General features: G+C 62.6%; 27 protein-coding genes. 14 read left to right on the top strand and 13 right to left on the bottom strand.

Going from position 1 to position 26,677, the window contains the following annotated elements; translation table 11 throughout:
• Positions 1 to 76 precede the first annotated feature (76 nt).
• From VBE63_RS16080 to VBE63_RS16050, 7 genes are all read right to left on the bottom strand, one after another.
• Complete coding sequence (locus tag VBE63_RS16080; RefSeq protein WP_323684044.1) at positions 77 to 859, bottom strand: YciK family oxidoreductase; 783 nt, start codon at positions 857 to 859, stop codon at positions 77 to 79.
• A gap of 52 nt (positions 860 to 911) precedes the next feature.
• Positions 912 to 1,046, bottom strand: a complete 135-nt coding sequence (gene cydX, locus VBE63_RS16075; RefSeq protein WP_323684043.1) for a cytochrome bd-I oxidase subunit CydX — start codon at positions 1,044 to 1,046, stop codon at positions 912 to 914.
• Positions 1,047 to 1,224: 178 nt separating this feature from the next.
• On the bottom strand, positions 1,225 to 2,367 hold the full coding sequence (cydB, locus tag VBE63_RS16070) for a cytochrome d ubiquinol oxidase subunit II (RefSeq protein ID WP_323684042.1): 1,143 nt from the start codon (positions 2,365 to 2,367) through the stop codon (positions 1,225 to 1,227).
• Complete coding sequence (locus VBE63_RS16065) at positions 2,364 to 4,016, bottom strand: cytochrome ubiquinol oxidase subunit I (protein WP_323684041.1); 1,653 nt, start codon at positions 4,014 to 4,016, stop codon at positions 2,364 to 2,366. The genes cydB and VBE63_RS16065 overlap by 4 nt, the downstream gene beginning before the upstream one ends.
• Positions 4,017 to 4,207: 191 nt before the next feature.
• Positions 4,208 to 4,555 (bottom strand): NifB/NifX family molybdenum-iron cluster-binding protein, encoded by a 348-nt coding sequence (locus tag VBE63_RS16060; protein WP_323684040.1) that lies wholly within the window; start codon positions 4,553 to 4,555, stop codon positions 4,208 to 4,210.
• A 55-nt stretch (positions 4,556 to 4,610) separates the two neighbouring features.
• Positions 4,611 to 5,024 carry a DUF6858 family protein gene (locus VBE63_RS16055; protein WP_323684039.1) on the bottom strand — a complete coding sequence of 138 codons (414 nt, stop codon included), beginning with the start codon at positions 5,022 to 5,024 and terminating at the stop codon, positions 4,611 to 4,613.
• 141 nt (positions 5,025 to 5,165) lie between these two features.
• On the bottom strand, positions 5,166 to 5,873 hold the full coding sequence (locus VBE63_RS16050; RefSeq protein WP_323684038.1) for a Crp/Fnr family transcriptional regulator: 708 nt from the start codon (positions 5,871 to 5,873) through the stop codon (positions 5,166 to 5,168).
• Positions 5,874 to 6,044: 171 nt separating this feature from the next.
• On the opposite strand from VBE63_RS16050, the gene VBE63_RS16045 reads away from it, so the two are divergent.
• The 12 genes from VBE63_RS16045 (at position 6,045) to VBE63_RS15990 (ending at position 16,042) form a co-directional block, all read left to right on the top strand.
• Positions 6,045 to 8,027 (top strand): ATP-binding cassette domain-containing protein, encoded by a 1,983-nt coding sequence (locus tag VBE63_RS16045; RefSeq protein ID WP_323684037.1) that lies wholly within the window; start codon positions 6,045 to 6,047, stop codon positions 8,025 to 8,027.
• A 131-nt stretch (positions 8,028 to 8,158) separates the two neighbouring features.
• Positions 8,159 to 8,854 (top strand): urea ABC transporter ATP-binding subunit UrtE, encoded by a 696-nt coding sequence (urtE, locus tag VBE63_RS16040; protein WP_323684036.1) that lies wholly within the window; start codon positions 8,159 to 8,161, stop codon positions 8,852 to 8,854.
• On the top strand, positions 8,854 to 9,753 hold the full coding sequence (locus tag VBE63_RS16035; protein ID WP_323684035.1) for an urease accessory protein UreD: 900 nt from the start codon (positions 8,854 to 8,856) through the stop codon (positions 9,751 to 9,753). The genes urtE and VBE63_RS16035 overlap by 1 nt, the downstream gene beginning before the upstream one ends.
• A 128-nt stretch (positions 9,754 to 9,881) precedes the next feature.
• Positions 9,882 to 10,184, top strand: a complete 303-nt coding sequence (gene ureA / locus VBE63_RS16030) for an urease subunit gamma (RefSeq protein WP_323684034.1) — start codon at positions 9,882 to 9,884, stop codon at positions 10,182 to 10,184.
• Between the two features lie 28 nt (positions 10,185 to 10,212).
• Positions 10,213 to 10,584: an urease subunit beta gene (locus VBE63_RS16025; protein WP_323684033.1), complete on the top strand. Its 372-nt coding sequence runs from the start codon at positions 10,213 to 10,215 to the stop codon at positions 10,582 to 10,584.
• On the top strand, positions 10,581 to 12,305 hold the full coding sequence (ureC, locus tag VBE63_RS16020) for an urease subunit alpha (protein ID WP_323684032.1): 1,725 nt from the start codon (positions 10,581 to 10,583) through the stop codon (positions 12,303 to 12,305). Before VBE63_RS16025 ends, ureC begins: the two co-directional genes overlap by 4 nt.
• Before the next feature lie 41 nt (positions 12,306 to 12,346).
• Positions 12,347 to 12,946: an urease accessory protein UreE gene (gene ureE / locus VBE63_RS16015; RefSeq protein WP_416274570.1), complete on the top strand. Its 600-nt coding sequence runs from the start codon at positions 12,347 to 12,349 to the stop codon at positions 12,944 to 12,946.
• Positions 12,930 to 13,622, top strand: coding sequence for an urease accessory protein UreF (locus VBE63_RS16010; protein WP_323684031.1), 693 nt, complete (start codon positions 12,930 to 12,932; stop codon positions 13,620 to 13,622). Before ureE ends, VBE63_RS16010 begins: the two co-directional genes overlap by 17 nt.
• Before the next feature lie 20 nt (positions 13,623 to 13,642).
• Entirely contained in the window at positions 13,643 to 14,056 is a 414-nt protein-coding gene (locus VBE63_RS16005) for a VanZ family protein (protein WP_323684030.1), read from the top strand.
• 15 nt (positions 14,057 to 14,071) lie between these two features.
• Positions 14,072 to 14,689 carry an urease accessory protein UreG gene (gene ureG / locus VBE63_RS16000; protein WP_323684029.1) on the top strand — a complete coding sequence of 206 codons (618 nt, stop codon included), beginning with the start codon at positions 14,072 to 14,074 and terminating at the stop codon, positions 14,687 to 14,689.
• 100 nt (positions 14,690 to 14,789) lie between these two features.
• A complete protein-coding gene (gene hisI / locus VBE63_RS15995) occupies positions 14,790 to 15,167 on the top strand; it encodes a phosphoribosyl-AMP cyclohydrolase (protein ID WP_416274571.1) in 378 nt (125 codons plus the stop codon).
• Positions 15,164 to 16,042 (top strand): DUF1295 domain-containing protein, encoded by an 879-nt coding sequence (locus VBE63_RS15990; protein WP_323684028.1) that lies wholly within the window; start codon positions 15,164 to 15,166, stop codon positions 16,040 to 16,042. Before hisI ends, VBE63_RS15990 begins: the two co-directional genes overlap by 4 nt.
• A 19-nt stretch (positions 16,043 to 16,061) precedes the next feature.
• On the opposite strand, the gene kaiC is transcribed toward VBE63_RS15990, so the two are convergent.
• From kaiC to VBE63_RS15960, 6 genes are read right to left on the bottom strand one after another with little or no spacing between them, the layout of a single operon-like run.
• The gene (gene kaiC / locus VBE63_RS15985) at positions 16,062 to 17,588 is read right to left on the bottom strand and encodes a circadian clock protein KaiC (RefSeq protein WP_323684027.1); all 1,527 of its coding nucleotides are present in this window, start codon (positions 17,586 to 17,588) and stop codon (positions 16,062 to 16,064) included.
• Positions 17,585 to 17,887, bottom strand: a complete 303-nt coding sequence (locus tag VBE63_RS15980) for a circadian clock KaiB family protein (RefSeq protein WP_323684026.1) — start codon at positions 17,885 to 17,887, stop codon at positions 17,585 to 17,587. Before VBE63_RS15980 ends, kaiC begins: the two co-directional genes overlap by 4 nt.
• Positions 17,888 to 17,931: 44 nt before the next feature.
• Positions 17,932 to 18,795, bottom strand: coding sequence for a response regulator (locus VBE63_RS15975; RefSeq protein ID WP_323684025.1), 864 nt, complete (start codon positions 18,793 to 18,795; stop codon positions 17,932 to 17,934).
• Between the two features lie 32 nt (positions 18,796 to 18,827).
• A complete protein-coding gene (locus tag VBE63_RS15970; protein ID WP_323684024.1) occupies positions 18,828 to 20,372 on the bottom strand; it encodes a sensor histidine kinase in 1,545 nt (514 codons plus the stop codon).
• Positions 20,369 to 23,443, bottom strand: a complete 3,075-nt coding sequence (locus VBE63_RS15965; protein WP_323684023.1) for an efflux RND transporter permease subunit — start codon at positions 23,441 to 23,443, stop codon at positions 20,369 to 20,371. The genes VBE63_RS15970 and VBE63_RS15965 overlap by 4 nt, the downstream gene beginning before the upstream one ends.
• Positions 23,444 to 23,447: 4 nt before the next feature.
• Positions 23,448 to 24,683: an efflux RND transporter periplasmic adaptor subunit gene (locus tag VBE63_RS15960; protein ID WP_323684022.1), complete on the bottom strand. Its 1,236-nt coding sequence runs from the start codon at positions 24,681 to 24,683 to the stop codon at positions 23,448 to 23,450.
• Positions 24,684 to 24,990: 307 nt separating this feature from the next.
• On the opposite strand from VBE63_RS15960, the gene VBE63_RS15955 reads away from it, so the two are divergent.
• Both VBE63_RS15955 and VBE63_RS15950 read left to right on the top strand, forming a co-directional pair.
• The gene (locus VBE63_RS15955; protein ID WP_323684021.1) at positions 24,991 to 25,968 is read left to right on the top strand and encodes a Uma2 family endonuclease; all 978 of its coding nucleotides are present in this window, start codon (positions 24,991 to 24,993) and stop codon (positions 25,966 to 25,968) included.
• Positions 25,969 to 26,056: 88 nt separating this feature from the next.
• Positions 26,057 to 26,677: YbfB/YjiJ family MFS transporter (locus VBE63_RS15950; protein WP_323684020.1), on the top strand; the 621-nt coding region annotated here is incomplete at its 3' end.

Here is a 26,677-nt window from a genome sequence, read left to right as displayed (position 1 = left end):
GCGACGGCTTCAACCGTCAACGTCGACAGCGACTCAGCGGATGTTGCCTGCTGTCCTGTTTGCAAAGGTTGCGCGTTCATTCTGGGGCTGCGGCGCTGGCTGGCGCAGATTGTGCGCTGAATGCCTGGCCTGTCACACCGCGTGAATCGGGGCCGAGCAGGTAGAGATAGGCCGGGGTGATGCTCTCGGCCGTTGGCAGGTGGTTCGGGTCTTCAGCCGGATAGAGCTCACGCCGTTGCGCGGTGCGAACCGCGCCGGGATCAATGGTATTGACGCGGATGCGGCTGCTGTTCTCGGTCTCCTCAGCGAGCGTCTGCATCAGTGCCTCGATGCCGGCCATGGCGGCGGCGAAGGCGCCCCAGTAGGCGAGCGCGCGGCGACCGACGCGATCGGATTGAAACAGGACCGAGGCGGCTTCCGCGGCGCGCAACAGCGGCAAGCAGGCTTGGGTGAGCAGGAAGGGCGCGGTCAGATTGATGCGCAGCACCTTGTTCCACTGCTCGGCGTCGTAGTCATCGATGCGGCTCAGGAAGGGGATGTACTGGGCCGTGTGCACCAGCCCGTCGAGCCGGCCGAACTCATCACCGAGCGTGGTCGCGATGCCGAGCATCAGTGGCTCATCGGCCTTGTCGAGGTCGAGCGGCAGGCTGGCAGGCTCGGGCGAGCCCTCGGCGGTGATCGCATCGTAGACCGACTCGAGCGCCTTCTCGCGGAAGCCGCTGAGGATCACGGTGGCGCCGTGGCGAGCCGCGGCGAGCGCCAGTGTCTTGCCGATGCCTTCGGCGGCGCCGGTGATGAGGATTACGCGGTCCTCGAGCAGGTTCGGGCGGGGTTGGTAGTCCTGCAGGTTAGGCTTCACGGCGATGCATCCGTTTTTCGACAATCAAAAGCATATCTCCGGCGTTGATGGGTCAAGCCGGCAGATCGTCCTCTTGGGGGTCGTCTCCGGCGCCACCCAAACACTGCGACGACTCGTACCACAAGACGTTGATGATGCCAAAGGCGACGGCGAGTAACACGCCGAGAATCCAGGTGAAGTACCACATGCGTTGCTGCTCCGAATCAGGATGGGCGGCGCCAGCTCATGGCTGGCGCTTGGATGGTGGCAGATCAGGCGACTCTGCCTTGGCGTCTAAGAGACTTAGACGACTAGGGCGACACTTAGGCGACTTAGGCGACTTAGGCGACTTAGGCGACTTAGGCGACTTAGGCGACTAGCGCAGGCTAATAGGCCAGCTTGTCCTGGGCGCGAATCTCCTCAACCGTGATCCGACGCCACATCTTGACATAGGTCCAGGTGGTGTAGGTGAGGATGATCGGGATGAAGATGACCGCGGCCCAGAACATCACCGTCAGCGTGAGATGACTGGAGGTGGAATCCCAGGCGATCAGGCTGCTGTTCGGGTTGCTGCTCGAGGGCATGATGAACGGGAACATGGCGGCGCCAGCGGTCATGATGATGCCGGTGATGCCGAGCCCGCTCATGATCAGCCCCAGCCCAGCCCGATCGCGCATCGACAGCGAGATGGCAAGTCCGAGCCCAGCGAAGCCGAGGGTCGGGAACAGGAGGGTCCAGGGGTACTGCCGGTAGTTGGTCAGCCAGCCGTAAGGGTCAACGATGACCTCCTTGGTCAGCGGGTTGGGCGTCGCATCCAGCGGCGGCATGCTCACCACCTTGAAGCCATCGACGCCGAGCGTCAGCCAGATCCCGGCCAGCGCGAAGGCCGCAATGGTGGCCAGCCCGACAATCTTCGCCCAATCCTTGGCGCGCGACGCGATCGGCTCGCTGGTGCGCAACTGCAGCCAGATGGCGCCGTGCATGGTCAACATGCCGAGGCTGATGAGTCCGGCGAGCAGCGCGAAGGGGTTGAGCAGGCCGAAGAAACTGCCGGTGTAGTAAGGCCGCAGCAGTTCATCCAAGTGAAAGGGCACACCCTGCAACAGGTTGCCAAAAGCGATGCCGAACACCAGCGCCGGCACCGCACCGCCGATGAACAACCCCCAGTCCCAGGCGTTGCGCCAGGTCTTGTTTTCGATCTTGCTGCGGTAATCGAAGCCAACCGGCCGGAAGAAGAGTGCGAACAAGGCCAACAGCATGGCGAAGTAGAAGCCGCTGAACGCCGTCGCATAGACCAGCGGCCAGGCGGCGAAGATGGCGCCGCCAGCGGTGATCAGCCAGACCTGGTTGCCGTCCCAGTGCGGGCCGACGGTGTTGATGATGACGCGGCGCTCGTCGTCACCCTTACCGAGGAAAGGCAGCAGGGTGCCGACGCCCATATCCATGCCGTCGGTGACGGCAAAGCCGATGAAGAGCACACCGACCAGCACCCACCAGATCAGTTTCAGGACTTCGTAGTCGATGATCATGCGCCATCTCCCAGGTGCCGATGGGCGGGTGCGCTGGCTGAGGGTGCGCCAGCGCCGCTTGGGTCGGTCTCGGTTGTCGTCGTTGCTGCCTGCTGTTTCTCGAGCTTCTCGAAGTGATACTTACCGGTATGCAGTGAGCTTGGCCCCTGACGACCAAACTTGAACATCAGGAACATCTCGATGATGAACAGCGCTGTATAGAAGATGATGAAGGCGCTGAGGCTGATGAGCAGATCGTTCGCGGTCAGGCTCGAGGCCGCAACCGAGGTCGGTAGCACCTCACCAATCGCCCAAGGCTGGCGGCCAAACTCGGCCACGAACCAGCCGGTCTCGGCGGCGATCCAGGGCACCGGGATGCTGAAGAGGAAGGCGCGCAGCAGCCAACGCTTATCCTGCACCTGGCGCTTGGCGTTGAAGTAGAAGCCGAGCACGAACAGCAGCAACATCCAGAAGCCAGCGGCAACCATGACGCGGAAGGCCCAGAACAGCGGCGCGACCTCCGGGATCGAGTCCTTGACCGCCCTCTGGATCTGCTCCTCGGTGGCCTCGGCCGGGTTGTCGATGTAGGCCTTGAGCAGCAGTCCGTAACCGAGATCGTCCATGTGGTCTTTGAACATGGCGCGGTTACCTTCGGTGTCCTGACCGTTGCGTAGCCGCTGCAGGTAGTCGTAGGCGATCATGCCGGAGCGGATACGGATCTCGTGCTCGACCATCAGCTCTTTCAGCCCGGTGACCTCTTGATTGAGCGAGCGGGTTGCGATCAGGCCCATCAGCCAGGGGATCTTGATCGCGTCGTGGGTCTCCTCGTCCTCATTGCTCGGCCGGCCATAGGCGGTGAAGGCGGCTGGCGCCGGCTCGGTGTGCCACTCGGCCTCGATCGCGGCAAGCTTGACCTTCTGCACGTCGCCGACCTCGTAGCCGGATTCGTCGCCGAGCAGGATCACCGACAGGATCGACGCGAGGCCGAAGCCCATCGCGACCGAGAACGAGCGCTTGGCGAAGGCGAGATCACGCCCCTTGAGCATGTAGTAGGCACTGATGCCGGCAACGAACATGGCCGCGGTGACATAGCCTGCCGCCACGGTGTGCACGAATTTGACCTGCGCGACCGGGTTGAATAGCACCTCGCTGAAGCTGACCATCTCCATGCGCATGGTTTCGAAGCTGAACTCGGAGCCGACCGGATGCTGCATCCAGCCATTGGCGATCAAGATCCACATCGCCGACAGGCTTGAACCGACAGCGACCAGGAAGGTGACGGCCAGATGCTGGCGCTTGCTGAGGCGCTCCCAGCCGAGGAAGAACAGGCCGATGAAGGTCGATTCGAGGAAGAAGGCCATCAGGCCCTCGATGGCCAACGGCGCGCCGAAGACGTCGCCGACATAATGGGAGTAGTAGGCCCAGTTGGTGCCGAACTGGAACTCCATGGTCAGGCCGGTGGTGACGCCGAGGGCAAAATTGATGCCGAACAGCTTGCCCCAGAACTTGGTCATGTCCTTATAGATCTGACGTCCGGTCATCACGTAGACACTTTCCATGATCACCAGCATCCAGCTGAGCCCAAGGGTCAGCGGGACGAAGAGAAAGTGATACATCGCGGTGATGGCAAATTGCCACCGCGAGAGTTCGACCATTGCGCTATCTAGCATCGTTGGAACTCCGAGTCCGATAACAGACTTCTAGAGGCCGACCATCGCGGACGTCGGCATCCACCACATCTCGTCGCTGATCTTCAGCTCTGTCGGGCTCGATGGTCATTGGGCTTTACAGTCGATTCTGTGCGGTGACCAGTTTGAGCGGCGATAGCTAAGGTCTGCGGCGAGGGCTGGGACAAGCTGAGCTAATGCTCGTGAGGTGCTGCCGGCGGTAGCTCTTGGCCGCCAGCCACTGCGCTGAGGGCTGTGGCGATATCGGTCTCGGATGTGGTGATGACCTCGATGCCTTCACGGTTCATCCGCTGGACGAAGGGGCCCCCGGCGCCGCCGGTCAAGATGGCGTTGAGCTGGCGCTGGTAGAGCGGGTGGTCTTCGCCGTGGTATTCGTGCAGCGAAAGCGCCTTCGGCAGATCGAGCCGTTCGATCTCGACGGGCGCGCTGCCGGGCTCAAGATCGTAGATAAGGAAGCGGCGGCTCTTGCCGGCATGGCCGGTGATGGTCTTGAAGTTCTGGCTGGTGACGGCGATGCGCATGGGTTGGGAGTCTCGAGCTGTGCTGGATGGTATTGGGTCTGGGGTGCAGGTTAGCCTATGCGGGCTGTGTCTCGGCGCCCATCCGCCGCAAGCCGAGCGCCCAGTCTTCCATCGCCGCGTTGGCGATTGGCATCGGCGCCTCCATAAAGCTGATCACGAACTGATGATCGAGCTCGGCGATGCCGATCGAGCGCGGTCTGAGGCCGAGGATCTCTGGGCTCGGCAACGACAGACCGAAACAAAAGAGCACATTCTTTGCCGCCCGGATCTCGTTGTCGATCTTGCCGTCGGGCAGGGCACAGGTGTGGGCGTAATGATCGAAGATGGCGATAAACTGGCCGCAGGGATGGGATTCGACACAGCTGCGGAAATAGCTGCAGATCGCATCGATGCTGTTTAATCGGATCTCGGTGCGATCAAGTCTGAGCACAAAAAGCGGGTAACGTTCGTTGAGCAGGGTTTGCTTCATGGTGCGGTCTTCTTTCGCGTGATTCGCGCAGCTTAGCGACTGTGCCTAACGGCAACATTGAAAGCTGTCATTGACCGCGCGGCGGGGCCTAGTCCGCGGAAGCGGCCTGAGCGACCGCGAGTAGGTCGAGAAGAGAGGCTGCTAATCCTCAGCGATGCGCTTCAGGTTGGGGATATCGAGCAAGAACCGGTTGGTCCGCGACTCGACGATCAGGCTTTCGCGCTTGAAGCTCGCAATGGTGCGGCTGGCTGTTTCGGTCGTGATCCCGAGCATGGCCCCCATGTCTTCTCGCCCAAACAGTTGACACTCGCTGGATTCGCGATCGCGCACCAGACGCAGAAGCAAGCGCGCGACGCGCTGCCGAGCGGAGCCGGTCGAGAGTTCGGTCAGCCAGGCGTCGGCCTCGCTGAGAGCGCGTTGCCAGCGCTGCATCAGTTCTTCGTGCAGGCCTGGGTTGTCTTTGCTCAGGGTCTTGACCACCCGGGTCGGGAAACGACAGATCTCGGTGGGAGACAGGGCCACGGCATCGTGTTGATAGGCATTGCCGAGCAGGGCCTCGAGTCCGAGGACGTCGGTTCCGCGCGCAATGCGCACGATGCGCTGGCTGCCGTCAGGCAGGAATTGCACCAGCTTGAGGGAGCCGCTACGGACGGTGAACATGTGATCGCCGACATCGCCTGCCTGATAGAGGGCGGTGCCTGGTTTCAGTTCGTACTGATCGATCGGGTCGTGGATACGGTCGAAGTCCTGCTCGGCGAGCCCGGCGAACAAGACCGATGCTCGTAGCGTGCAATTCCGGCAGTCGGCCTCGCCGGCCCAAGCCTCACGCAGTGTCACGGATCTGACCATGCCCCTAATCTTTATCAGCTGACTGTCAATGACGGATGACGGGTGATCTGTCAGTGTACAGGATTTTGCGCTGCACAATAGCGCTTAGGTTGCGCTCACGTCGAGCTGAATAGCTCAGTATGATGCATTCTCTTCCTTTTCAACCTTAGGCTGACCAGGCTCCCCACATCCATGTCTCTGCTCTCGCTGCGTGCTGTCACGCTCTCCTACGGCCATCCACCCCTGCTCGATGGGGTCGACCTTGAGATCGACCCGGCCGAGCGCGTCTGTCTGATTGGTCGCAACGGCACCGGCAAGAGCACCTTGCTGAAGCTCATCGATGGCGAGATCCAGCCCGATGTCGGTTCGGTTTGGCGCAGCGATAGCTTGCGCGTGGCGCGGCTGGCCCAGGAGGCGCCGCTGGGCGATGAGCATCTGGTGTTAGAGGTGGTTGCCGCTGGTCTCGGCGAGCTGGGGCGACTGGTCGCTGAGTATCATCATTTGAGCCATCGCTTAGCCGAGCAGGGCGCTGCGGCCTCCGAACGCGACTTGGCGCGCTTGGCTGCTGTGCAGCAGGCGCTCGAATCGGAAGCTGGCTGGGAGATCGAACAGCGGGCAGAACGGGTGATCTCGCGGCTGGGGCTCGATGCCGAGGCTGTTTATGCGACCCTCTCCGGCGGACTGCGGCGGCGGGTGATGCTGGCGCGAGCGCTGATCAGCGAGCCCGATCTGTTGCTCCTCGACGAGCCGACCAACCATCTGGACATCGAGACCATCGAATGGCTCGAAGAGCTGATGCTCGGCTTTCAGGGCTCGCTGCTGTTCATCACCCACGACCGACGTTTCCTGCGCAACCTGGCCACCCGCATCCTGGAGCTTGACCGCGGCCAGCTCACCGATTGGCCCGGCGACTACGATCACTATCTGCGCCGGCGCGAGGAGCGCCTGCATGCCGAGGCCAAGGAGCGCGAGCGCTTCGATAAGCGCCTAGCCGAGGAGGAGGTCTGGATTCGCCAAGGCATCAAGGCGCGGCGCACACGTAACGAAGGCCGAGTGCGGGCGCTGCAAGCGCTGCGTGAGGAGCGGCGCGAGCGGCGTGAGGGTCCGGGGCAGGCGCGCCTGAGTATTGATGCGGGCGAGCGCAGTGGCAAGTTAGTGGTCGAGGCGCAGGATGTGACCTTCTCCTATCAAGCGGACGCGGCAAGGCCGCCGACGATTCAGGGGCTGAGCACGCTGATTCTGCGCGGGGATCGGGTCGGCATCATCGGCCCCAATGGCGCCGGCAAATCGACCCTGCTCAAGCTCTTGCTAGGCCAGCTGCAGCCAGACTCGGGTCAGATCCGGCTCGGTACCAACCTCAAGGTGGCCTATTTCGATCAGCTTCGCGCGCAGCTTGATCCAACGCGCAGTGTGCGCGATAACGTGGCTGGTGGTAGCGACAAGATCGAGATTGGTGGGCGCAGTCTGCACGTGATCTCCTATCTCAAAGACTTCTTGTTTGCGGCAGACCGGGTGCAGCAACCGGTTTCGGCCCTCTCCGGTGGCGAGCGCAACCGGCTTTTGCTCGCCAAGCTGTTCACCCAGCCGGCCAACCTGCTGGTGCTCGACGAGCCGACCAATGATCTGGATGCCGAGACGCTGGACCTGCTCGAGGAACTGCTCAACGAGTTTGACGGCACCTTGCTCTTGGTCAGCCACGATCGCGATCTGTTAGACAATGTGGTCACATCCAGCTTGGTGCTCGAGGGTGATGGCCGGGTGCAGGAGTACGTCGGTGGCTACTCGGACTGGCAGCGGCAGCGTGCTCGCCGCCGCGAGGCGTCGATGATCCCTGGGGTCAAGGGGGCATCGACAGGCCAGCCTAAGCCCAGGTCGAAGTCCGCGGGGGCGCAGGGCGGGGGGGCTGGGCGATCGGCCTCAGCCGGTCGCACTAAGTCGCCCGGCAAGCTCAGTTACAAGGATCAACGTGCGCTGGAGCAATTGCCGCAGCAGATCGAGGCGCTCGAGGCCGAGGTCGAACAGCTTCATGCGCGGCTTGGTGATCCGGCGCTTTATCAAGGGCCGCCCGCGGAGGTCACCAAGACCCAAGCGCGGCTGGCCGAGGTCGAGGCCGAGCTGCAGGCCTGTTATGAGCGCTGGGAGGCCCTCGAGGCCGCACAGGAGGCGCTGCAGTGAAGAGGATGCGCAAAAGCGTTCACCCCGGCGCCCTGTTCGAGGAGGGCTCGGAAGCAGCCGGAAGGATGGCGTGATATTTGCGTATCCGAGCGCGGAGCCTAGAACGCCGTTTTGAACCCTTGGACAGTCTGATGTTACAGATCGATACGCTCAACCAGTTTTACGGCGAGAGCCATACCCTCTGGGATCTGTCGCTGACCTTCCCAGAAGGGCAATGCACCTGTGTGATGGGCCGCAACGGGGTTGGGAAAACCACGCTGATGGACTGCATCATGGGGCTGCGACCACTGCGCTCTGGCAGCCTGCATTTTCAGGGACAGGATCTTGCGCGTCTGCCGGCTGAACGCCGGGCTGGGCTCGGCATCGGCTATGTGCCGCAGGGACGACAGATCTTTCCCTTGCTGACAGTCGAGGAGAATCTGCGTATTGGATTGCCGGCGCGCGCCGATCGCAGCCGCCAGATTCCAGACTTCATCTTCGATCTGTTCCCGGTGCTGGATCAGATGCGCGGGCGCCGGGGTGGCGATCTCTCCGGTGGTCAACAGCAGCAGCTGGCGATCGGACGCGCGCTGGTGATCGATCCGAAGCTCTTGATCCTGGACGAGCCGACGGAGGGTATTCAGCCGAACATCGTGCATGAGATTGGCGACATCGTCCGCCGTTTGATGGAGCAGCTGGGCCTGACCCTGATCCTGGTCGAGCAAAAGCTGCCGTTTGCACGCCGCGTTGGCGATCGCTTCGCGATTCTCGACCGCGGCCGGCTCAAGGCCGAAGGCCTGATGACGGAGCTTGGTGACGATCTGGTGCGTGAGTATCTGACCGTCTGATGTCTGCGCAGCCAGCGACAGGATGGGGGGCGCGTATCGCATTACGGTTCGAGGCGCGCGGCGAGCGCACTGTCTTGGCGCAAAAGCAGCAGCGGGGACCTTTGACGGTGCAACGGGCCTTCTATCCCGAAGCGGCGGCCTGTCATCTCTACCTGCTGCATCCGCCGGGCGGCGTGGTCGGAGGTGATCGGCTTGAGATTGAGGCGCAGGTTGCAGCCGGTGCCCATGCGCTGCTGACCACGCCTGGTGCGGCCAAGTTTTACCGCAGCGCCGGTGCTTTGGCCCAACAGCATCAGCAGTTCGAGGTCGAGGATGGCGGGGTGCTTGAATGGCTCCCGCAGGAGTCGATCCTGTTTCCGGGGGCGCGCCTTGACCTGCAGGCTCGCATCGCCCTGCGGGGCAGCGCGCGCCTGATCGGCTGGGAGATCCTCAGTCTCGGGCGACCGGCGATCGGCGAGCGCTTCGATCAGGGCTGCGCGGCGTTCAGGCTGCGCATCGAGCGCGACGGCAAGCCGCTGCTGAGCGAGCGTCTGCGACTGGATCTGGAGCGACCGCTGCAGTTTGGGCTGGACGGAGCCAGCAGTCTGCGCGGTCTACCAATCACGGCAACGCTGATCGCAACCAACGCGACGGCGGCGGACCTGGATGCGGCGCGCGCGCTAGTGGCCATGCAGTCAGGTGCCACGCCGCTGGGTGCCACACAGCGGGGTGCCACACAGCCGGGTGCCGCGCCGCCGGGATTCGCGCTCGGCCTCACGCTGCTCGATGATCTCTTGGTGGTGCGAGTGCTCGCGTCGAAGGTCGAGCCGGTGATGCACCATTTTCGTGCCATCTGGCGCTGCCTGCGTCCGCACCTGCTTGGGCTGGAGGCCGCCTCGCCCCGTATCTGGGCAACCTAGGCGATTGCGAGTGCGTGCCCAATCGGCCCAGTCAGCAGGGGTCTGACCCTTTCGATCGATGCTGTATTGGTGGGCGCTGCTGGCGTAAACTCCCGACTTTCCATCCGCGACTCGATGAGGCGTCGATCATGGAGCTGAATCCCCGCGAAAAAGATAAGTTGCTCCTCTTCACGGCCGGCCTGCTGGCCGAAAGGCGAAAGGCGAGAGGGCTGAAGTTGAACTATCCGGAGGCCGTGGCCTTCATCAGCTGCGCTATCCTCGAGGGTGCGCGCGATGGCCGCACGGTCGCGGAGCTGATGGACTACGGCCGGACCCTGCTAAGCCGAGAGGATGTGATGGATGGCATCCCAGAGATGATTCCAGACGTGCAGGTGGAGGCGACCTTCCCGGACGGCACCAAGCTGGTCACCGTTCACGATCCGATCGTCTAGCCCGTTCACCCATCTTGAGGATCGCAGCATGATTCCAGGCGAACTCTTTCCAGCCGCTGGCGAGATCGAGCTCAACGCCGGCCGGCTTCCGTTGCCGGTCGAGGTTGCGAACACCGGCGATCGGCCTATCCAGGTCGGTTCTCATTACCATTTCTTCGAGACCAACCCCGCACTACGCTTCGATCGCGGCCCAACCCGTGGTCATCGACTGGACATCCCCGCCGGCACCGCGGTCCGCTTCGAGCCGGGCCAGTCCCGCACCGTGACCTTGGTACCCTATGTCGGGGATCGCATCGTCTATGGATTTCGCGGCGAAGTCATGGGTCCGCTCGATCCAGAGCCGCTGATCGACTCCGACGACGGGGCCGACGAATCAGGCGAGCAGGAGACCAAGGCATGAGCATGATCAGCCGGCAGGCCTATGCATCGATGTACGGTCCAACCGCGGGCGACAAGCTCCGTCTGGCCGATACCGACCTGATCATCGAGGTCGAAGAAGATCTGACGCACTACGGCGACGAGGTCAAGTTCGGTGGTGGCAAGGTCATCCGCGACGGCATGGGGCAGTGCCAGCGTCAGTCCGACGAGGTCATGGATCTGGTCATCACCAACGCCTTGATCCTCGACTTTTGGGGCGTGGTCAAGGCCGATGTCGGTATCAAGAGCGGACGGATTGCTGCGATCGGGCGGGCCGGCAACCCGGATACTCAGCACGGGATTGATGTGGCGATTGGCCCGAGCACTGAGATCATCGCTGGTGAAGGCCGCATCCTCACCGCTGGGGGGATCGACGCCCATGTCCATTTCATCTGCCCACAGCAGGCCGAGGAGGCGCTGGCCTCCGGCGTGACCACGCTGCTCGGTGGTGGCACCGGTCCGGCCTCCGGCAGCTTGGCGACGACCTGTACACCTGGGCCCTGGAACATTCGGCGGATGCTGCAGGCCGCTGAAGGCCTGCCGGTAAACATTGGGTTGCTCGGCAAGGGCAATGGCAGCCAGCCGAATGCGCTGGAGGAGCAGGTGCGCTGTGGGGCCATGGGTCTAAAATTGCACGAGGACTGGGGCACGACTCCGGCCTCGATCGATTGCGCCCTTGGCGTTGCTGAGAAGATGGACGTTCAGGTCGCGATTCATACCGACACCCTGAACGAGTCAGGCTTTGTCGAGGACACGATCGCCGCCTTCAAGGACCGCTGCATCCATACTTATCACACCGAGGGTGCCGGCGGCGGCCATGCGCCGGATATCATCAAGGCCGCTGGGCTGGCGAATGTGCTGCCGTCCTCGACTAATCCGACCCGGCCGTACACGGTGAACACGGTCGATGAGCATCTGGACATGCTGATGGTCTGCCATCACCTGTCCCCATCGATCCCTGAGGATGTTGCCTTTGCCGAGTCGCGCATCCGTCGCGAGACCATCGCCGCCGAGGATATCCTGCACGATCTCGGGGCTTTTTCGATGATTGCCTCCGACTCGCAGGCGATGGGCCGAGTCGGCGAGGTGATCACCCGCACCTGGCAGACCGCGCACAAGATGAAGGTGCAGCGCGGCCATCTGAGCGCGCCTGATTGGGCGGGCCTGGTCGACCGCGGCGATAACGACAACTATCGCGCTAAGCGCTATATCGCCAAATACACCATCAACCCGGCGATCACCCATGGCATCGCCCATGAGGTCGGCTCGATCGAGGTCGGCAAGCTGGCCGACCTGGTGCTCTGGAAGCCGGCCTTCTTCGGCACCAAGCCGAGTCTGATTCTCAAGGGTGGGATGATCGCGATGGCGCCCATGGGTGATCCCAATGGCTCGATTCCGACGCCGCAGCCGGTCCATTATCGACCCATGTTCGGTGCGTTCGGCGGCGCTCTGGGCGAGACCTGCATGACCTTTATCTCGCAGTGGGGATTGCAGGCCGGCGAGCCGCAGCGCCTGAACCTGAGACGGCGCATCGGCGTGGTGCGCGATGTGCGTCAGGTGCGCAAGATCGACATGATCCACAACTTTTGGCAGCCTAAGATCGAGGTCGATCCGCAAACCTATGAGGTGCGCGCCGATGGCGAACTGCTGACCTGTGAGCCGGCTGACCTGCTGCCGATGGCGCAGCGGTACTTCCTGTTCTGAGCCAGGATGCCAGGCGCCCGCTGCATGATGATGCCTGCTGAATGATGAAGAGCGCCGCGCTGCCGCTGCGCTTGGTGCGTCGCATGGCGACCAAGACCGCGCACGAGTCCCTGACGACTGAGACCAGAGAGACGGTGACAGGCCAGCTGTCGCTGACCTACGAGCAGCGCTCTCGCTCGCGTTTGCGCGCCCGGCTCGACGATGGCCGCGAGGTTGGCATCCTGCTGCCGCGCGGCGAGACCCTGCAGGATGGTGACCTGTTGGCGGATGCGCAAGACGAGCTGATTCGGATTCAAGCCGCTGCCGAGCCCCTCTCATGCACCGAGGCTGAGGACCCGCTGCTGCTGGCGCGCGCCGCTTATCATCTCGGCAATCGGCATGTGGCGCTGCAGATCGAGTCAGGGCGGCTGTGCTGGCTGCACGACCATGTACTGGACGCGATGGTGCGTGGTCTAGGGCTTGCGGTGACCACCGAGCAGGCGCCCTTTGAGCCAGAGCCAGGCGCCTATGGGGGTGTTGTCCACAGCCACGGCGACGTAGCGCGCGACAGCGACGCTGATGAGAAACGAGGGCAGGGGCCGGGGCCAGAACCGAGTCAGGGGCAGGGCCAAGCGAGGCATCGGCATGGCCAGACCGACTGAGGGGGCCTTGGGCTTGCTGCGGCTGCTGCAGTTGGTGAGTCCGTCGCTGCCGGTTGGCGCCTTCGCTTACTCTCAAGGTTTGGAATGGGCGGTTGAGGCTGGCTGGGTCGATACTGAACAGGGCCTTCAGGATTGGCTCTCGGATCAGCTGCTGTTGGCCCTGACCCTGACGGATCTGCCGATCCTACTGCGGATGATCAGGGCTGCTGGCGCCGGCGATTGGCTGCAGATGCAACACTGGATCGACGAGCTTCAAGCGCTGCGCGAGACCGCCGAGCTTCGCGCCGAGGAAGCTGGGCGCGGGCGCGCGCTAGCCGATCTGCTCGGCTTGCTCGGGTTGTTGGATAACCTTCACCTTGACCAACGACCCCTGCTCTCAGGCTGCCAGCTTGCGGGTTTTGCCTTCGCCGCAACCGCATGGAGCATCGAGCCCAAGGATGCGCTGCTGGGTTATGCTTGGTCCTGGGCCGAGCATCTGACGCTGGCGGGGATCAAATTGATCCCGCTCGGGCAAACCGCCGGACAGCGTCTGCTGCTGCAGCTCGCCGAGCAGATCCCAGGCGCGATCGAGCGTGCTTGGTTGGTTGAGGATGCTGAGATCGGCGCCAGTTCAGCGGCGTTGGCGATTGCAAGCAGCCGGCACGAAACCCAATATACGCGCCTTTTCCGTTCATGAGAGGACTCATGAGAGGACTCGTGAGGCTACTACAGTCGATTCCATTCCGCGTCGCGGTGAGTCTGTGCTTAACGGCTGCGGTGATCCTGCTCTCGTTACTGCCTGGCTATCCCGCCGAGGATGATGCCAAACTGCTGCTGATCGTCGCGTCCGTCCCATCCGTGTTGCAGAATACGATGCACCTTGTGCTCTATGCGCTGCTGGCGCTGTGTTGGGCCGCGGCATTCGAGCCTGGCCAGCGGCCGATCCTCTGGGCCGCGGCACTGGTGACGGCTCTCGGGATCTTGTTGGAATCGGCGCAGCTATTGGTTCCCGGTCGCTACGCTTCGTTGTGGGATATTGGCTTGAACTCGGCCGGCGTCTTGATTGGCAGTCTTGCCGCAGGCTCACTGGCGAGGCGCTATCCCCTGACGTCATCCGTCTCCGACACCTAAAGAACCTGTTCACCCATGAGCATCGAATCCAACAATCCACTGCGGGTCGGCGTCGGCGGCCCGGTCGGCTCCGGCAAGACCGCGCTGCTGGACGCCCTGTGTAAGCGACTGCGCGATCGCTATGAGATCGCCGTGGTCACGAACGACATCTATACCCGCGAGGATGCCGAGTTCCTGATCCGCAGCCAGGCGTTGCCGGCTGAGCGCATCATCGGCGTCGAGACCGGCGGCTGTCCGCATACCGCGATCCGCGAAGATGCCTCGATGAACCTGACCGCAGTGGCGGATCTGCAGCAGCGCTTTCCGCAGCTTGACCTGATCTTTATCGAGAGTGGCGGCGATAACTTGGCCGCCACCTTTAGTCCCGAGCTTGCCGACCTCAGTCTCTATGTGATCGACGTTGCCGAGGGCGAGAAGATTCCGCGCAAGGGCGGTCCCGGCATTACGCGCTCCGATCTGCTGGTCATCAACAAGATTGACCTGGCGCCCCATGTCGGCGCCTCGTTGGAGGTGATGGAGCGCGATACCCGGCGCATGCGGGGCGAGCGCCCCTTCGTCATGACCAATCTCCGGGCGGGTGAAGGTGTCGACAGCATCATCGAGTTCGTGATTCGACAGGGCATGCTGGGTTGATCCGCGGCGACGACAAACAGACTCTCGGCGGGCGTTTTGCCTGCTGCCATCGCATCCATTGGGACTGAACTTGACACTAAACTGGACACTGAGCAAAGCAATCAAACAGCTCGTCGACTTCTCTAAAGGCGATGGTCTGATCACGGCGATCGCTCAAGATGCCGAGACCGGCGAGATCTTGATGCTGGCCAATATGAATGAGGAATCGCTCGCCAAGACGCTCGAGCTAGGCGAGGCGGTCTATTGGAGTCGCTCGCGGCAGAGGCTCTGGCATAAGGGCGAGGAGAGCGGCAATACGCAGAAGATTCGCGAACTGTATCTCGATTGTGACGGTGACGCGATTCTTCTGAAGGTCGAGCAGATCGGGGAAGCGGCCTGCCACACCGGCAAGCGCAGTTGCTTCTTCCGCAAGCTCGATCAGGGTGTCGTGACCGATGTCGGCGTGCAGGTGTTTGATCCGAGCGAGGTCTACAAATGATGAAGAAGCAAGTCCTTGAATCGGTGATCGCCATCTTAGCGGCGTTGCTGGTGGCCGCGGTCGTCGCTTGGGCGGGTAGCCAAGGCGGCATTCGCCTGGCGGGTCTGCCAGTGTTTGCGCTGGCAGCGGTGGTCGCATTTGTGATTCAGTGGGTCGTGTTCGTGCCGTCCTACCGGCGGCAAACCGAGCATTGGTATGACCTGACCGGCAGCCTGACCTATCTGAGCATCATCATCGGTACGCTCCTGTTGACCGGTCGCTTTGATCTGAGGTCGTTGGTGATCGTCGCGCTGGTCGCGGTTTGGGCGGCGCGCCTCGGCAGCTTCCTCTACCTTCGCGTTAAGAAAGCAGGCAGCGACAGCCGGTTTGATGAGCTCAAACCCTCCTTCAGTGGCTTTTTGATGGCCTGGACGCTGCAGGGACTCTGGGTCTTTTTGACCCTGGCTGCGGCGCTGGCGGCGATGACGGCGAAGACGGCGCCGCCGCTGGGCATGATCGGACTGCTCGGTATCCTGGTGTGGATGGCCGGTTTTGCGATCGAGGCCCTGGCCGATGCGCAGAAGCAAGCCTTCCGTCAGGACCCCGCTAACAAGGGACGCTTCATCCACTCGGGGCTCTGGGCCTGGTCTCGGCATCCGAACTATTTTGGTGAGATCACGCTTTGGGTTGGCATCGCGCTGATTGCGCTGCCGGCCCTGTCAGGCTGGCAATATGCGACGCTGATCTCGCCGCTGTTTGTCTCTGTCTTGATCACCTATGTCAGCGGCATCCCGATGCTAGAGTCGCGTGCCGATGAGCGTTGGGGGGATGATCCGGCGTATCGCGACTACAAAGCGCGCACGCCGGTGCTGTTTCCCCGACCACCGCAGCGCTGATCTGCTCAGAGGCCCTGATTCACCCCTGGGGTACGTCTTGGAACAGGGCCTCCATCCGCTCCAACTCGCGCGGTGGAATATGCTGGGGATGACCGGCGAGGATGCCTGAAATGCTGCGGAAGGCGCGACCGATATGCATGCCGGTGCCGTCGATGCTGAACTCGCGGATATCTTTATCATGCGGCGAGCCACGCATCTTGAGCACCGTGAGTCCGCGCTTCATCTCACCGAGCATCTCGACATAGCGCAGCAGGATGATGGAGTCCGTGATGGTGGAGATGTGTCCATCGGTCACGGATTCGCCGCCAAGCAGGGTATTGGTCGTTACCGTGAAGAGCCCAGCGATCTCCCGCTCCTTGATGAACGAGGTGAGACCGATGACGAACTCGCGAAAGCCTTTGACGTTGGCGACCCGCTCGAGCGCGGACAGGCTATCGACCGCCACCCGGTTCGGATTGAACTCATCGATCATCCGCTTGATCGCGATCAGATGGTCTTCCAGGCCGCAAGATTCTGGATAGGTGGCGATGATCTCGAGAAGCCCTGCCTGCTCGTAGGCCTCGAAATCCTTACCCCAGCCTGAGGCATTGCGCATCAACTGATGCCGGCTCTCCTCGAAGGCGAGCAGTAGACAGCGCTCGCCACGCTCGACGCCGCCGGCGATGAACTCGGTCGTCATCAGGGTCTTGCCGCAGCCCGTGGCGCCCGAGAGCAGCACGATGGAATCACGGAAAAAGCCGCCGCCGCACATTGCGTCCAGCTCGCTATTGCCGGAACTGATGCGCAGGCTTGATGAGCGCTGCTTGAGCTTGATGGCCGACAGTGGGATCACCACGATCCCTTCATTCGGCATTACAGTAAAGGGATATTCACCCTTCTGGTGTGTGGCGCCCCGGAACTTGAGTACCTCGACGGTGCGTCGGCGTTTCTCTCCCTCGAGCACATTGCGCAACACGATCACGTTATCGGTGACGAACTCTTCGACACCATGGCGGGCGATCCGGCCATACTCTTCATCGCGCTCGGCCGTCATCACCGCGGTGACGCCCATCTGCTTGAGCGCTACTGCGAGACGAAACAGCTCGTTGCGAATGATCCCGGCGTTCTGAAACTGGTTGAAGATGGCACCCAAGGAATCCAGCGCAACGCGCGAGGCGCCAACCCGTTGCACCGCGAGCTCGATGCGCACGATGAGCGCGCCGAGGTCGTAATCGCCGGTCTCCACCATCGGCTCGCCCGGCTGTGGGGAGGCATCGACAAAGGTCCAGCGACCGCTGGCCTCGAACGCCTCGATATCCCATCCGAGCGAGGCCACGTTGCGCCGGATATCCGTCGCGCTTTCTTCAAAGGTAATAAAGACCCCGGACTCATTAAACTGCCGCACGCCTTCGACCAAGAACTGTGCAGCAAGGATGGTCTTGCCACTGCCGGCCGTGCCTGCGATCAGCGTCGTTCGCCCCTTTGGTAAACCGCCATCGGTGACGATGTCGAGGCCCGGTACGCCGCTGGGCAGCTTTTCGATGGTTCGCATAGTGTCTTTGCTCATGAGGCATCGTCTCCGTCATCGGCTAAGGTCGGCAAGACATCGAGGCCGGATAGCACGCGTTGTTTGTCGGAAAGGTCGCCGATGATGCGCCGCAGGGGCGGCGGTAATTGTTTGATCAACGTCGGAGTCACAACAATGCGCTGGCGCTCACCTTCTTCTGGGTCCTCAACAAGGTCAATCACCTCCATCTCATAACGGCCTTGCAGCTCCTCGGCGCAGATATGCTTGAGATTGGCAATGGCGCGTTCCGCCTGTGCTGTGTGGCCGGTAATGTAGAGGCGGAGCTTATAGTTGCGCATTGTGAATCCTCGCGTCTTGTCATCGCCTTGCTTCAAGAGCGGCGTCATTGCGATCCTCGGGTCTGAATGCCCATGCTGCCGACATAGTAGCGTCGGTAGTAGGAGACCAGGTAGCCCATGAGCTCGAGGATTCTGATGCGGCCCTCGTTGACAAGGAGGCGTTCCTGTGCAGCGCTGACGGACTTGGTCAACCCTTGAATGGCGGCACTGTGGAGATCGATCAGGTCGCGCGGGCTGGCGCGGACGAAACCCAATTGATCAGCGAGTTTGCGAAGCCGCTCACTGACCGGGTGCTCGACCTGGTAGACCTGCTGCTCGGCCGCCGCGCTCAAGATCTGGCCATAGGTGTCGCGGATCTCGGTGAACAGGTCGGGGTCGCTCTCGCGCAGCGGCTTGAAGCCAAAGGCACTGGCGCTAATGCTGACCTTAGCGCTGCCGCCGATGCGACCGAGCGCAAGCGTCTCCTGTTCGCGCTCGGCAATCTGTACACGCACCCGCAGGCGGTGACGTTCCACCGCGAAGCGCAGGCTGCGCTGAATCAGCGCTGCGTCGGTGATCCAGTCCTTCTGCAAGAAGTCTTCAGCGCCGATGCGCAGCGCCTCGAAACCCAGCGCATCATCGCTCAGGCCAGTCATCACCACGATCGGGATATCCGTGGTCTCGGCGAGCAGCTGGCTCAAGCCATCGAGTCCCTGGCTGTCGGGTAGACCAAGATCGAGCAGCACCAGATCGACATGGCCCTGGATCAGGCGCGCGCGCGCGTTGGCCAATGAGTCGACCGCTTCGCTGACAATGGCCGTGCTGCGGAGTATTTCCTCAATGAGGCGCTGATCGGAGGGGCTGTCTTCAACCAGGAGCAGCCGCAGAGGTGTCTTGGCGTCGTATCCTTTCGTCACAGTGTCGGGCACGGCGCGTTACCGGGTAGCGCAGAATTGGCCAATCAGTATACAGGCAAGCTGAAAGAAAAGACGGACCCCTTGCCTGGGGTTGATGCCACCCAAATACGCCCGCCGTGACGCTCGACGATGCGTTGGCAGATCGCCAGGCCAATGCCGGTGCCGGGATATTCAGCGCGAGTATGCAAGCGCTGGAAGATCTGAAAGATCCGATCGAAATACTGCGGCTCGATGCCGATGCCGTTGTCGGCGACTGAGATCACCCATGTGGCTGTTCGCTGATCGGCTGGAGCGCAGGCTTCGGGCCCTTCCGGATCGCCTTCGCCGGTTGCGTCGACAGCCCGCTCGCCGGGCTCGATCTGCTTGGCTGTAATGCGGATCAGCGGCGCGGCCCTGCTGCGATAGCGAATCGCGTTCAGGATCAGGTTGCTGAACAGCTGGGCCAGTTGACTGCGGTCGGCGAGCAGCCTGGGGAGTCTCGCTGTTTCGATGCGGGTATCGGTCTCGGCGATGCGATTGGCCAGGTCGGCCTCGACCAGGGCGACGACCTCGTTCAGATCGACCGACTCAAACGCCTGGGCGCGGGTTCCCAGGCGCGAGAAGGTGAGCAGGTCGTCGATCAGCAGCTTCATCCGGCGAGCGCCGTCGATGGCGAAGTTGAGATACGCGGTTGCGGTCTGGTCGAGATCTTCACCATAGCGGCGCAGATAGAGCTGCAGGAAGCTGGTGATGGTGCGCAGCGGCTCCTGAAGGTCGTGCGAGGCGACGGAGGCGAATTGTTCGAGCTCTTGATTGGAGCGTTTCAAGTCACGCTCGGCGCTAGCACGACTTCCGGCTTCGGCCTCCATGCGGTCGCGCGATGCGATGGTGTGACGCAGTCTTGACAGCAGTCGATTGAAGGCTCGCGCCAATTGCCCAACCTCGTCGTCTCGATCCAGGCCAATGCGCCGGTCAAGATCATCGATGTCGATCCCGTCGATGGCCTTGGTCAAGCGTGCCAGGGGTTGCAGTACGGTGCTGTTCAGCCAGAGGATCGCGATGCCGACGGCCAGCATCGTGAGCAACAATCCCATCAGCGCTACCCTCAGTAAGCGCTGCTTGAGGCTCAAGACACGCTCGGCATGGCGTTGATCGAGCTGCCTGAGGTCGTAGTCGAGTCTGGTTAAGGCCAGTTGAAAGGGGCGGAAGTGCTGTCGCGCCTGCTCAGCGCGTTCCGGGCCATAACGCGCCAGGCCATCGCTTGCCAAAACCAAGGCGTTGAACCGCTCCACGACCTCCTCGGCATGGCTGAGCAGACCCTCCACAAGGGCCGACTCCACGCCGCGTGCTTGCCACAGGAGCGCGAGCAGGGATTGGAGCTCGGCATGACGAGCGCGCCATTGCTGCAAGACCTGCTCATCGCCGCTGATGAGATAGTCGTAACCGAGGGTCTGGAGTTTCGAGCCCGACTGGTCGACCTCCCAGGTCAGGCGATGATCATCGACCACGGCGGAGAGGTCGTGCGTGACCATCAGCGTCATGACAATGAACACCGCCGCTGCAACCGCGACCAGCCCTGTGGCGATGGCGAGTCGGCTCTTGATCCTCATCGGGAGTCGATGGCGGGCTCAGCATCGAATCCCTGTGGCTTGACCTCTTTTGCTGCAATCAGCACATAGATGGCGGGCACCACGAAGAGGGTGAACAGGGTGCCGATGCCAAGCCCGGTGGCGATGACCAGGCCGATATCGAAGCGACTGACAGCACCGGGTCCAGTGGCGAGCAGCAGCGGGATCATCGCGACCAACATCGCCACCGTGGTCATCAAGATCGGGCGCAGCCGGATGCGGGCGGCCTGCTCAACCGCCTCGCGCTTGTCGAGCCCGTCGCGCTCGCGCACCAGGTTGGCGAACTCGACGATGAGGATGCCGTTTTTCGCAATCAGCCCGATCAGCGTGATCATGCCGACCTGAGTGTAGATGTTGATGCTGGCAAAGCCGAGGAAGAGGAACACCATGGCCCCGGCGATGGTCAAGGGCACCGACATCAGGATGACGAAGGGGTCGCGCCAACTCTCGAACTGGGCTGCTAGCACCAGGTAGATGACCAAGATCGAGAGGAAGAAGGTTGCCTCCAGCGCGCCGCCCTCGCTCTTGAACTGGCGTGACTCGCCTTTGTAATCCCAGCGCACGTTGCGTGGGAAGCGTTCGGCGGCGCTGTCCTCGAGCGAGGCGAGGGCGTCGCCCAGGGTGACACCAGGCGTGGGGACGCCGGACAGGGTGACGGCGTTCAGCTGTTGGAATTGGGTGCGTTGCGAGGGCTCGACCGACTGGCGGATGTCGACCAGCGTTGAGAGCGGCACCAACTCGCCACCGCCGGTGCGAATGTAATAGGACTGGATGCGCTCGATCGCGTTGCGCGCATCCCGGTCGACCTGTGGGATCACCTTATAGCTGCGGCCTTCCAGGCTGAACCAGTTCACATAGTCCTCGTTTAGCATCACCGCCAACGACTGCCCGAGCTGGCGCATGTCGATGCCGAGATCGCCAGCCAGGTCGCGATCGATCTCGAGGATGGTGCGCGGGCGCTCGAACTTGACGTCCTTCTGCAGGAACATGAACTGTCCGCTCTGCATCGCTTGCCCGACCAGCGCATCGGCAAGGCGGTCGAGCTCCTCGTAGCTCGCATCTGACAAGATGACGAACTCGATGGGCACTCCGCGTCCGGGCGAGGGTAGGCTGGGACGCGGAAAGATCACTGTCTGGAAGCCTGGGATACTGGCGAGGGTGCCCTGCAATTCCGGCTGGATCGCCATCTGTGAGCGCTCGCGCTCGGAGGGCTGGGCCATCTTGAAGCCACCAAAGGTGGTCGTTGGGCTACCGCCGAAACCGGCGATGATGAAGCTCTCCTGGTATTCCGGGATCGCCTCGAATCGTTCCAGAATCTGGTCGATATAACGCAGGTTGTAGTCGACGGTCGCGGTCTCTGGCGCGCTGGCCTGGAAGAACAGGATGCTCTGATCCTCGGTCGGCGCCAGCTCCTTCTGCGTCATCGTGTACATGACATAGACGCTAGCGATGACCGCCACCGCGATGATGACGGTGACGCCCGGATAGCGCAGCCAGCCATGCAGTGCGTTGCCGTAGACGCGCGCGAGCCACTGGAAGAAGCCTTCGACCGCCTGCTCGAAGCGGCCCGCCTCCTGGCCCGCGCGCAGCACCCGCGCCGAGATCATCGGCGACAGCGTTAAGGCGACCACGCCCGAGATCAGCACCGCGCCCGCAAGCGTGAAGGCAAACTCGACGAACAAGGAGCCGACCAGCCCGCCCATGAAGCCGATCGGCGCATAGACCGCGACCAATGTCGTGGTCATGGCGATGATCGGGCCGGCGAGCTCGCGCGCCGCGTCGATCGCCGCCTCGATGCCGCTCTTGCCCATCTCGATATGGCGGTGCACGTTTTCGACCACGATGATGGCGTCGTCGACGACGATACCGATCGCCAGCACCATCGCCAGTAGCGTCAGCAGGTTGATCGAAAAGCCGGCGAGCAGCATCAAAAAGCCGGCGCCGACCAACGACAGCGGTACTGCAACCGAGGGAACAATCGCGGCGCGCAGCGAGCCGAGCGAGAGGAAGATCACGAACAGCACGATCAGCACCGCCTCGGCGAGGGTCTTAAACACCTCGTTGATCGATTCCTGGATGAACTCGCTGGCGTCATAGGGAATATGCGCCTCGAGCCCCTCCGGGAACTGCGCCCGCAGACCGGGCAGCGCATCATGCACCCGTTGGGCGACGTTGAGCGGATTGGCGCCCGGCGTCTGTTCGATGCCGATAAAGATGGCTGGGATGCCCTTGTAGAGGGTGGCCGAGTCGTAGTTGGCGGCGCCGAGCTCGACCTCGGCGATGTCTTCCAGACGCACCAGGGTACCTGCGTTTTCGAGCACCACCAGGCGCCGGAAGCTCTCAACATCGCCGACATCGGTGGTGGTCGAGAGGTCGATCTGCACCCGCTCGCCCTTGATCTGACCGATGCCGGCGAGGTAGTTGTTCGCTGCCAATACCTGCGCGACCTGATCGCCGCTGATGCCGAGCGCGGCCATCCGGTCAGGGTCGAGCCAGACCCGCATGGCAAAGGTTTGGCTGCCGAAGATCTCGGCCTTGGCAACGCCTTCGAGCGCTTGCAACTGCGGCTGGACCACGCGAATCAGGTAATCGGTGATCTGCGGTAGCTCCATCTTCTCGCTGTAGAAAGCGAGGTACATCAGGGCCGTCGAGTCACCGGTGGTGGAGTCGATGACCGGATTCTGCGCTGCCTCGGGCAGCACATTGCGCTGGCTCGCGACCTTGGCCTGGATCTCGGCGACGGCGGCATTGGGGTCGTAGTTGAGGCGCATGTTGGCCTCGATGGTCGAGACGCCCTGGATACTGGTCGCGGTCAGGTAATCGATGCCATCGGCCTCGGCGATCGCCTGCTGCAGTGGCGTCGTGATGAAGCCCTTGACCAGCTCGCTGCTCGCGCCTGGGTAGGCGGTGGTGACGGTGACCACCGTGTTCTGGGTCTCTGGATATTGGCGGATCTCGAGACCGGCTAGGGCGCGCAGCCCCAAGATGAGGATCAGCAGGCTGACCACAGTGGACAAAACCGGCCGGTGGACGAAGAGATCGGTGAAGCGCATCGCATCAGACCTCGCTGCCGGCGTCGGCGGCTTGGCTTGGACGCGCAGCCGCTGAGGTTTCTGAGGGTGCAGTTGCTGATGCTTCCGGAGGCGCTGCCTTGGGCGCACTTGGTTCAACCTGCTCCTCATCCGCGACGATCTGGACGCTGGCGCCGTTGCGCAGCTTCACCTGTCCAGCAAGCACGACCTGTTCGCCCTCTTCGAGGCCCTCAAGGATCTCGACTTCTTGATCGCGCACGGCACCGGTCTTGACCTGACGCCGTTGCACCACGAGCCCTGAGGCTTGTCCGGAGTCCTGCCCAGAATCTTGCTCGGAGCCCTGCCCACCATCGCTGGGCTGGATCACGAACACCGAATCGCCATAGGTATTGAAGGTGATGGCCTGACGCGGCAATGTCAGCACCCCCTCGCGCGTCGGCAGCAGGATCTCGATCTTGGCGAACATGCCTGGCAACAGCAGGCGGTCTGGATTCGGTAGCTGCGCCCGCAACTGGATGTTGCGGGTCTCGCGATTGACGGCTGGACTGATCGCTTGGATGCGTCCCTCGAAGATGCGCTTCGGATAGGCCATGACCTCGACCTCAGTGGGTTGATCGACCGCGATCTCGGAGAGTTGCCGTGCGGGCAGCGAAAAGTCGACATAGACTGGGTCTAGCGCCTCAAGCTCGACGATTGCCGAGCCTGCATCGAGGAATTGGCCCAGGTTGACGCGGCGAATACCCAGCTGGCCGTCGAACGGAGCCAAGATGGTCTTTTTGCGGATCAGTGCCTCCTTGGCCTGCACCTGCGCCTGGGCCTTGGCCACCTCGGCGATCAGCGCATCGACATCCCCCTGAGAGACGGCGCGGTCGCGCAGCAGTTGGCGGTTACGCTCGAGCTGCAGCTGAGCCAGATTCAGCGCGGCGCGCAGTCCGGCCAGATCGGCCTCGTCGACCTCGGTATCCAGCTGCACCAAGGCCTGGCCTTCTGTGACCTGATCACCCGACTCAAACAGGATGCGTTTGACCTGACCGGCGACCTCGTTATTGACCATCACACCTTGCACCGCTTGCACATTGCCGACCGCTTGCAAGCGCGGCTGCCAACTCGAGGAGCTGACCTCGGTCGCGGTGACCGTCGATGCGGGCTGCGGCTGCGAGAACTGCGCCATCTCCTTTTGGATCTGTTGGTACTTAAGCAACGCGAGCCCGCCGCCGAGCAGCGCGAGGAGGAGAAGGACGAGGAGTGAGCGCAAGATCATGGATAGCGTCCATTGGCTACAAGGGGCGAAGGCTGTGGCGACAACCGGCCGAAGGATGATCGGGAAGTGGAGCCGCGCTTCAGCAGTCGTGGTTCAAACAGTTGTTGGGGGAACCGCTGACAGTATACAGAAGTGATTCCTCTTGCACTGGCGATCGAATTCACTGGCGTGCTACTGGTAGAGGCTGCGCCTGCTCTACACGCGGTTGCGGCACTGACAGAGGCTGCGCCTGCTCTACACGCGGTTGCGGCACTGACCGGCGTTGACTAGTATCGAACGCACTCTTATCGACTCGAGGGTCGTCCGAATGCCTCAATGGTCAATCACAGGTGATCAGCTCGCCGGCGTCGAGCCGACCTCCGCTGACGGCCGGCTGGTGAGCGAAGACGAGTACTGGCAGGACTGGTACGACGGCGCTGATCTCAGCTACGAGTGGAATAACGGCCGCCTAGAGGAGAAGCCGGTGTCGGATTTCGAGACCTTTCAGGTGTACCTCTGGTTCCTGGAGCTGTTGCGCCACTATCTGCGGCTACAACCGGTCGGCAAGCTGGTGGCGTTGGAGATGGGCTTTCGGCTCTCGCTCAGATCGGGCACGGTGATCCGCAAGCCAGACCTGGCGGTCGTCCTCGACAGCAATCCGGTCGCGCTGGATCTGACCGACAGCTCTTACCATGGCGTCTTCGACCTCTGTGTCGAGGCCCTGTCGACGGAAAAGCCGGCCTATGTCCATCGGGATCTGGTGGTCAAGAAGGCCGAATACGCCGCCGGCGGCGTACCCGAGTATTACGTGCTGCACCGCGAGCACGGCAACCTGGCCTTCTACGGTCGCACCCGTGGCGGCGTCTACAGCCCGCTGCCGATCGAGGGCAGCGGCGATGAGCGTCTGGTCCGCTCGCGGCTGCTGCCGGGCTTTCAGTTCCGGATCAATGATCTGATCCGCCGGCCAGACCTGGATGCGATTCGTCGCGATCCAATCTACAGCGACTTCGTGCTGCCGGAATGGACCCAGGCGGAGCAGGCGCAGGCACGGGCCGAGCAGGCGCGAGCTCTGGCTGAGCGCGAGCGCGAAGAGGCCAGTCGTGAGCGTGATCAGGCCAGTCGCGAGCGTGATCAGGCCAGTCGTGAGCGTGATCAGGCCAGTCGTGAGCGTGATCAGGTCAGTCGCGAGCGTGATCGAGCCAGTCGTGAGCGCGATGAGGCCTTGGCAGAGGTCCGGCGCGAGGCGGTCGCACGAGCGGCGCTCGAAGCGGAGCTGGCGCGTCTGCGCGGCACCTCCGGCGGGTAGTCGCAAACGTTCAGGGGGAGCCTCTGGAGTCCAGCACCCGGGTACCCGGGTATCCTCATCCGGGCATTGTTAGTCTTGGAGCTGGTCGATGATGTCGCCCCGTCCGTTGTTCGTTCTTGTCTCAGGCATCTTTGCGCTGATCCTGACCATGGGTGTGGCGCGCTTCGCTTACACCCCGATGCTGGCCTACATGCAGCCGCAGACCGGCATGGGCGATGCGCTCGCCGGCTGGCTGGCGGGCTGGAATTATCTTGGCTACCTGTCCGGCGTGCTGCTGGTGACGCGGCTCAAGGATTTGATGCTCAAGGACCGTCTGTATCGGATCAGCTTAGTGTTGGCTGTGCTGACCACGGCGATGATGCCGCTGGCGGGTATGCCGCTCTCGCTAGAGGCACTCACGGCGCTGCTCGCCGACGGCTCGCTGGCGCAGGCACCTGCATCCGCATCACGGATGACATCTCCGGCTGCGATGCCAGCAGCAATACCGCTTGCCGAGACGCCAGGCGCGATCTGGATGGCCGATGCGCCGCTGATCTGGGGCCTGAGCCGCTTCCTGGCTGGTGTTAGCACCGCTGGCGGGCTGATGCTCGGCTCCGGCCTGATCCTGAATTGGTTGATCCGCCATGGGCACCGCAGCGAGTTGGGCTTGCACTTTAGCGGTCTTGGCCTGGGGATCGTGCTCGGTGGGCTCTTGGTCGAGCTTGCTGCG

Origin of the sequence: Lamprobacter sp., from assembly GCF_034860625.1 — a bacterium.
Lineage (GTDB): Bacteria > Pseudomonadota > Gammaproteobacteria > Chromatiales > Chromatiaceae > Lamprobacter.
This window is presented reverse-complemented; position numbering and strand designations above follow the sequence as displayed.

Excerpts from the sequence above, each read along its gene's own strand:
- VBE63_RS15965 (WP_323684023.1), bottom strand. The coding sequence starts at position 23,443 with ATGCGCTTCACCGATCTCTTCGTCCACCGGCCGGTTTTGTCCACTGTG.
- VBE63_RS16025 (WP_323684033.1), top strand. The coding sequence starts at position 10,213 with ATGATTCCAGGCGAACTCTTTCCAGCCGCTGGCGAGATCGAGCTCAAC.
- urtE (WP_323684036.1), top strand. The coding sequence starts at position 8,159 with ATGTTACAGATCGATACGCTCAACCAGTTTTACGGCGAGAGCCATACC.
- ureA (WP_323684034.1), top strand. The coding sequence starts at position 9,882 with ATGGAGCTGAATCCCCGCGAAAAAGATAAGTTGCTCCTCTTCACGGCC.
- cydX (WP_323684043.1), bottom strand. The coding sequence starts at position 1,046 with ATGTGGTACTTCACCTGGATTCTCGGCGTGTTACTCGCCGTCGCCTTT.
- VBE63_RS16010 (WP_323684031.1), top strand. The coding sequence starts at position 12,930 with ATGGCCAGACCGACTGAGGGGGCCTTGGGCTTGCTGCGGCTGCTGCAG.
- VBE63_RS15980 (WP_323684026.1), bottom strand. The coding sequence starts at position 17,887 with ATGCGCAACTATAAGCTCCGCCTCTACATTACCGGCCACACAGCACAG.
- kaiC (WP_323684027.1), bottom strand. The coding sequence starts at position 17,588 with ATGAGCAAAGACACTATGCGAACCATCGAAAAGCTGCCCAGCGGCGTA.
- VBE63_RS16060 (WP_323684040.1), bottom strand. The coding sequence starts at position 4,555 with ATGCGCATCGCCGTCACCAGCCAGAACTTCAAGACCATCACCGGCCAT.
- VBE63_RS15955 (WP_323684021.1), top strand. The coding sequence starts at position 24,991 with ATGCCTCAATGGTCAATCACAGGTGATCAGCTCGCCGGCGTCGAGCCG.
- cydB (WP_323684042.1), bottom strand. The coding sequence starts at position 2,367 with ATGATCATCGACTACGAAGTCCTGAAACTGATCTGGTGGGTGCTGGTC.
- VBE63_RS16050 (WP_323684038.1), bottom strand. The coding sequence starts at position 5,873 with ATGGTCAGATCCGTGACACTGCGTGAGGCTTGGGCCGGCGAGGCCGAC.
- ureC (WP_323684032.1), top strand. The coding sequence starts at position 10,581 with ATGAGCATGATCAGCCGGCAGGCCTATGCATCGATGTACGGTCCAACC.
- ureG (WP_323684029.1), top strand. The coding sequence starts at position 14,072 with ATGAGCATCGAATCCAACAATCCACTGCGGGTCGGCGTCGGCGGCCCG.
- VBE63_RS15990 (WP_323684028.1), top strand. The coding sequence starts at position 15,164 with ATGATGAAGAAGCAAGTCCTTGAATCGGTGATCGCCATCTTAGCGGCG.
- VBE63_RS15960 (WP_323684022.1), bottom strand. The coding sequence starts at position 24,683 with ATGATCTTGCGCTCACTCCTCGTCCTTCTCCTCCTCGCGCTGCTCGGC.
- VBE63_RS16055 (WP_323684039.1), bottom strand. The coding sequence starts at position 5,024 with ATGAAGCAAACCCTGCTCAACGAACGTTACCCGCTTTTTGTGCTCAGA.
- VBE63_RS16045 (WP_323684037.1), top strand. The coding sequence starts at position 6,045 with ATGTCTCTGCTCTCGCTGCGTGCTGTCACGCTCTCCTACGGCCATCCA.
- VBE63_RS15970 (WP_323684024.1), bottom strand. The coding sequence starts at position 20,372 with ATGAGGATCAAGAGCCGACTCGCCATCGCCACAGGGCTGGTCGCGGTT.
- VBE63_RS16065 (WP_323684041.1), bottom strand. The coding sequence starts at position 4,016 with ATGCTAGATAGCGCAATGGTCGAACTCTCGCGGTGGCAATTTGCCATC.
- ureE (WP_416274570.1), top strand. The coding sequence starts at position 12,347 with ATGATGAAGAGCGCCGCGCTGCCGCTGCGCTTGGTGCGTCGCATGGCG.
- VBE63_RS16035 (WP_323684035.1), top strand. The coding sequence starts at position 8,854 with ATGTCTGCGCAGCCAGCGACAGGATGGGGGGCGCGTATCGCATTACGG.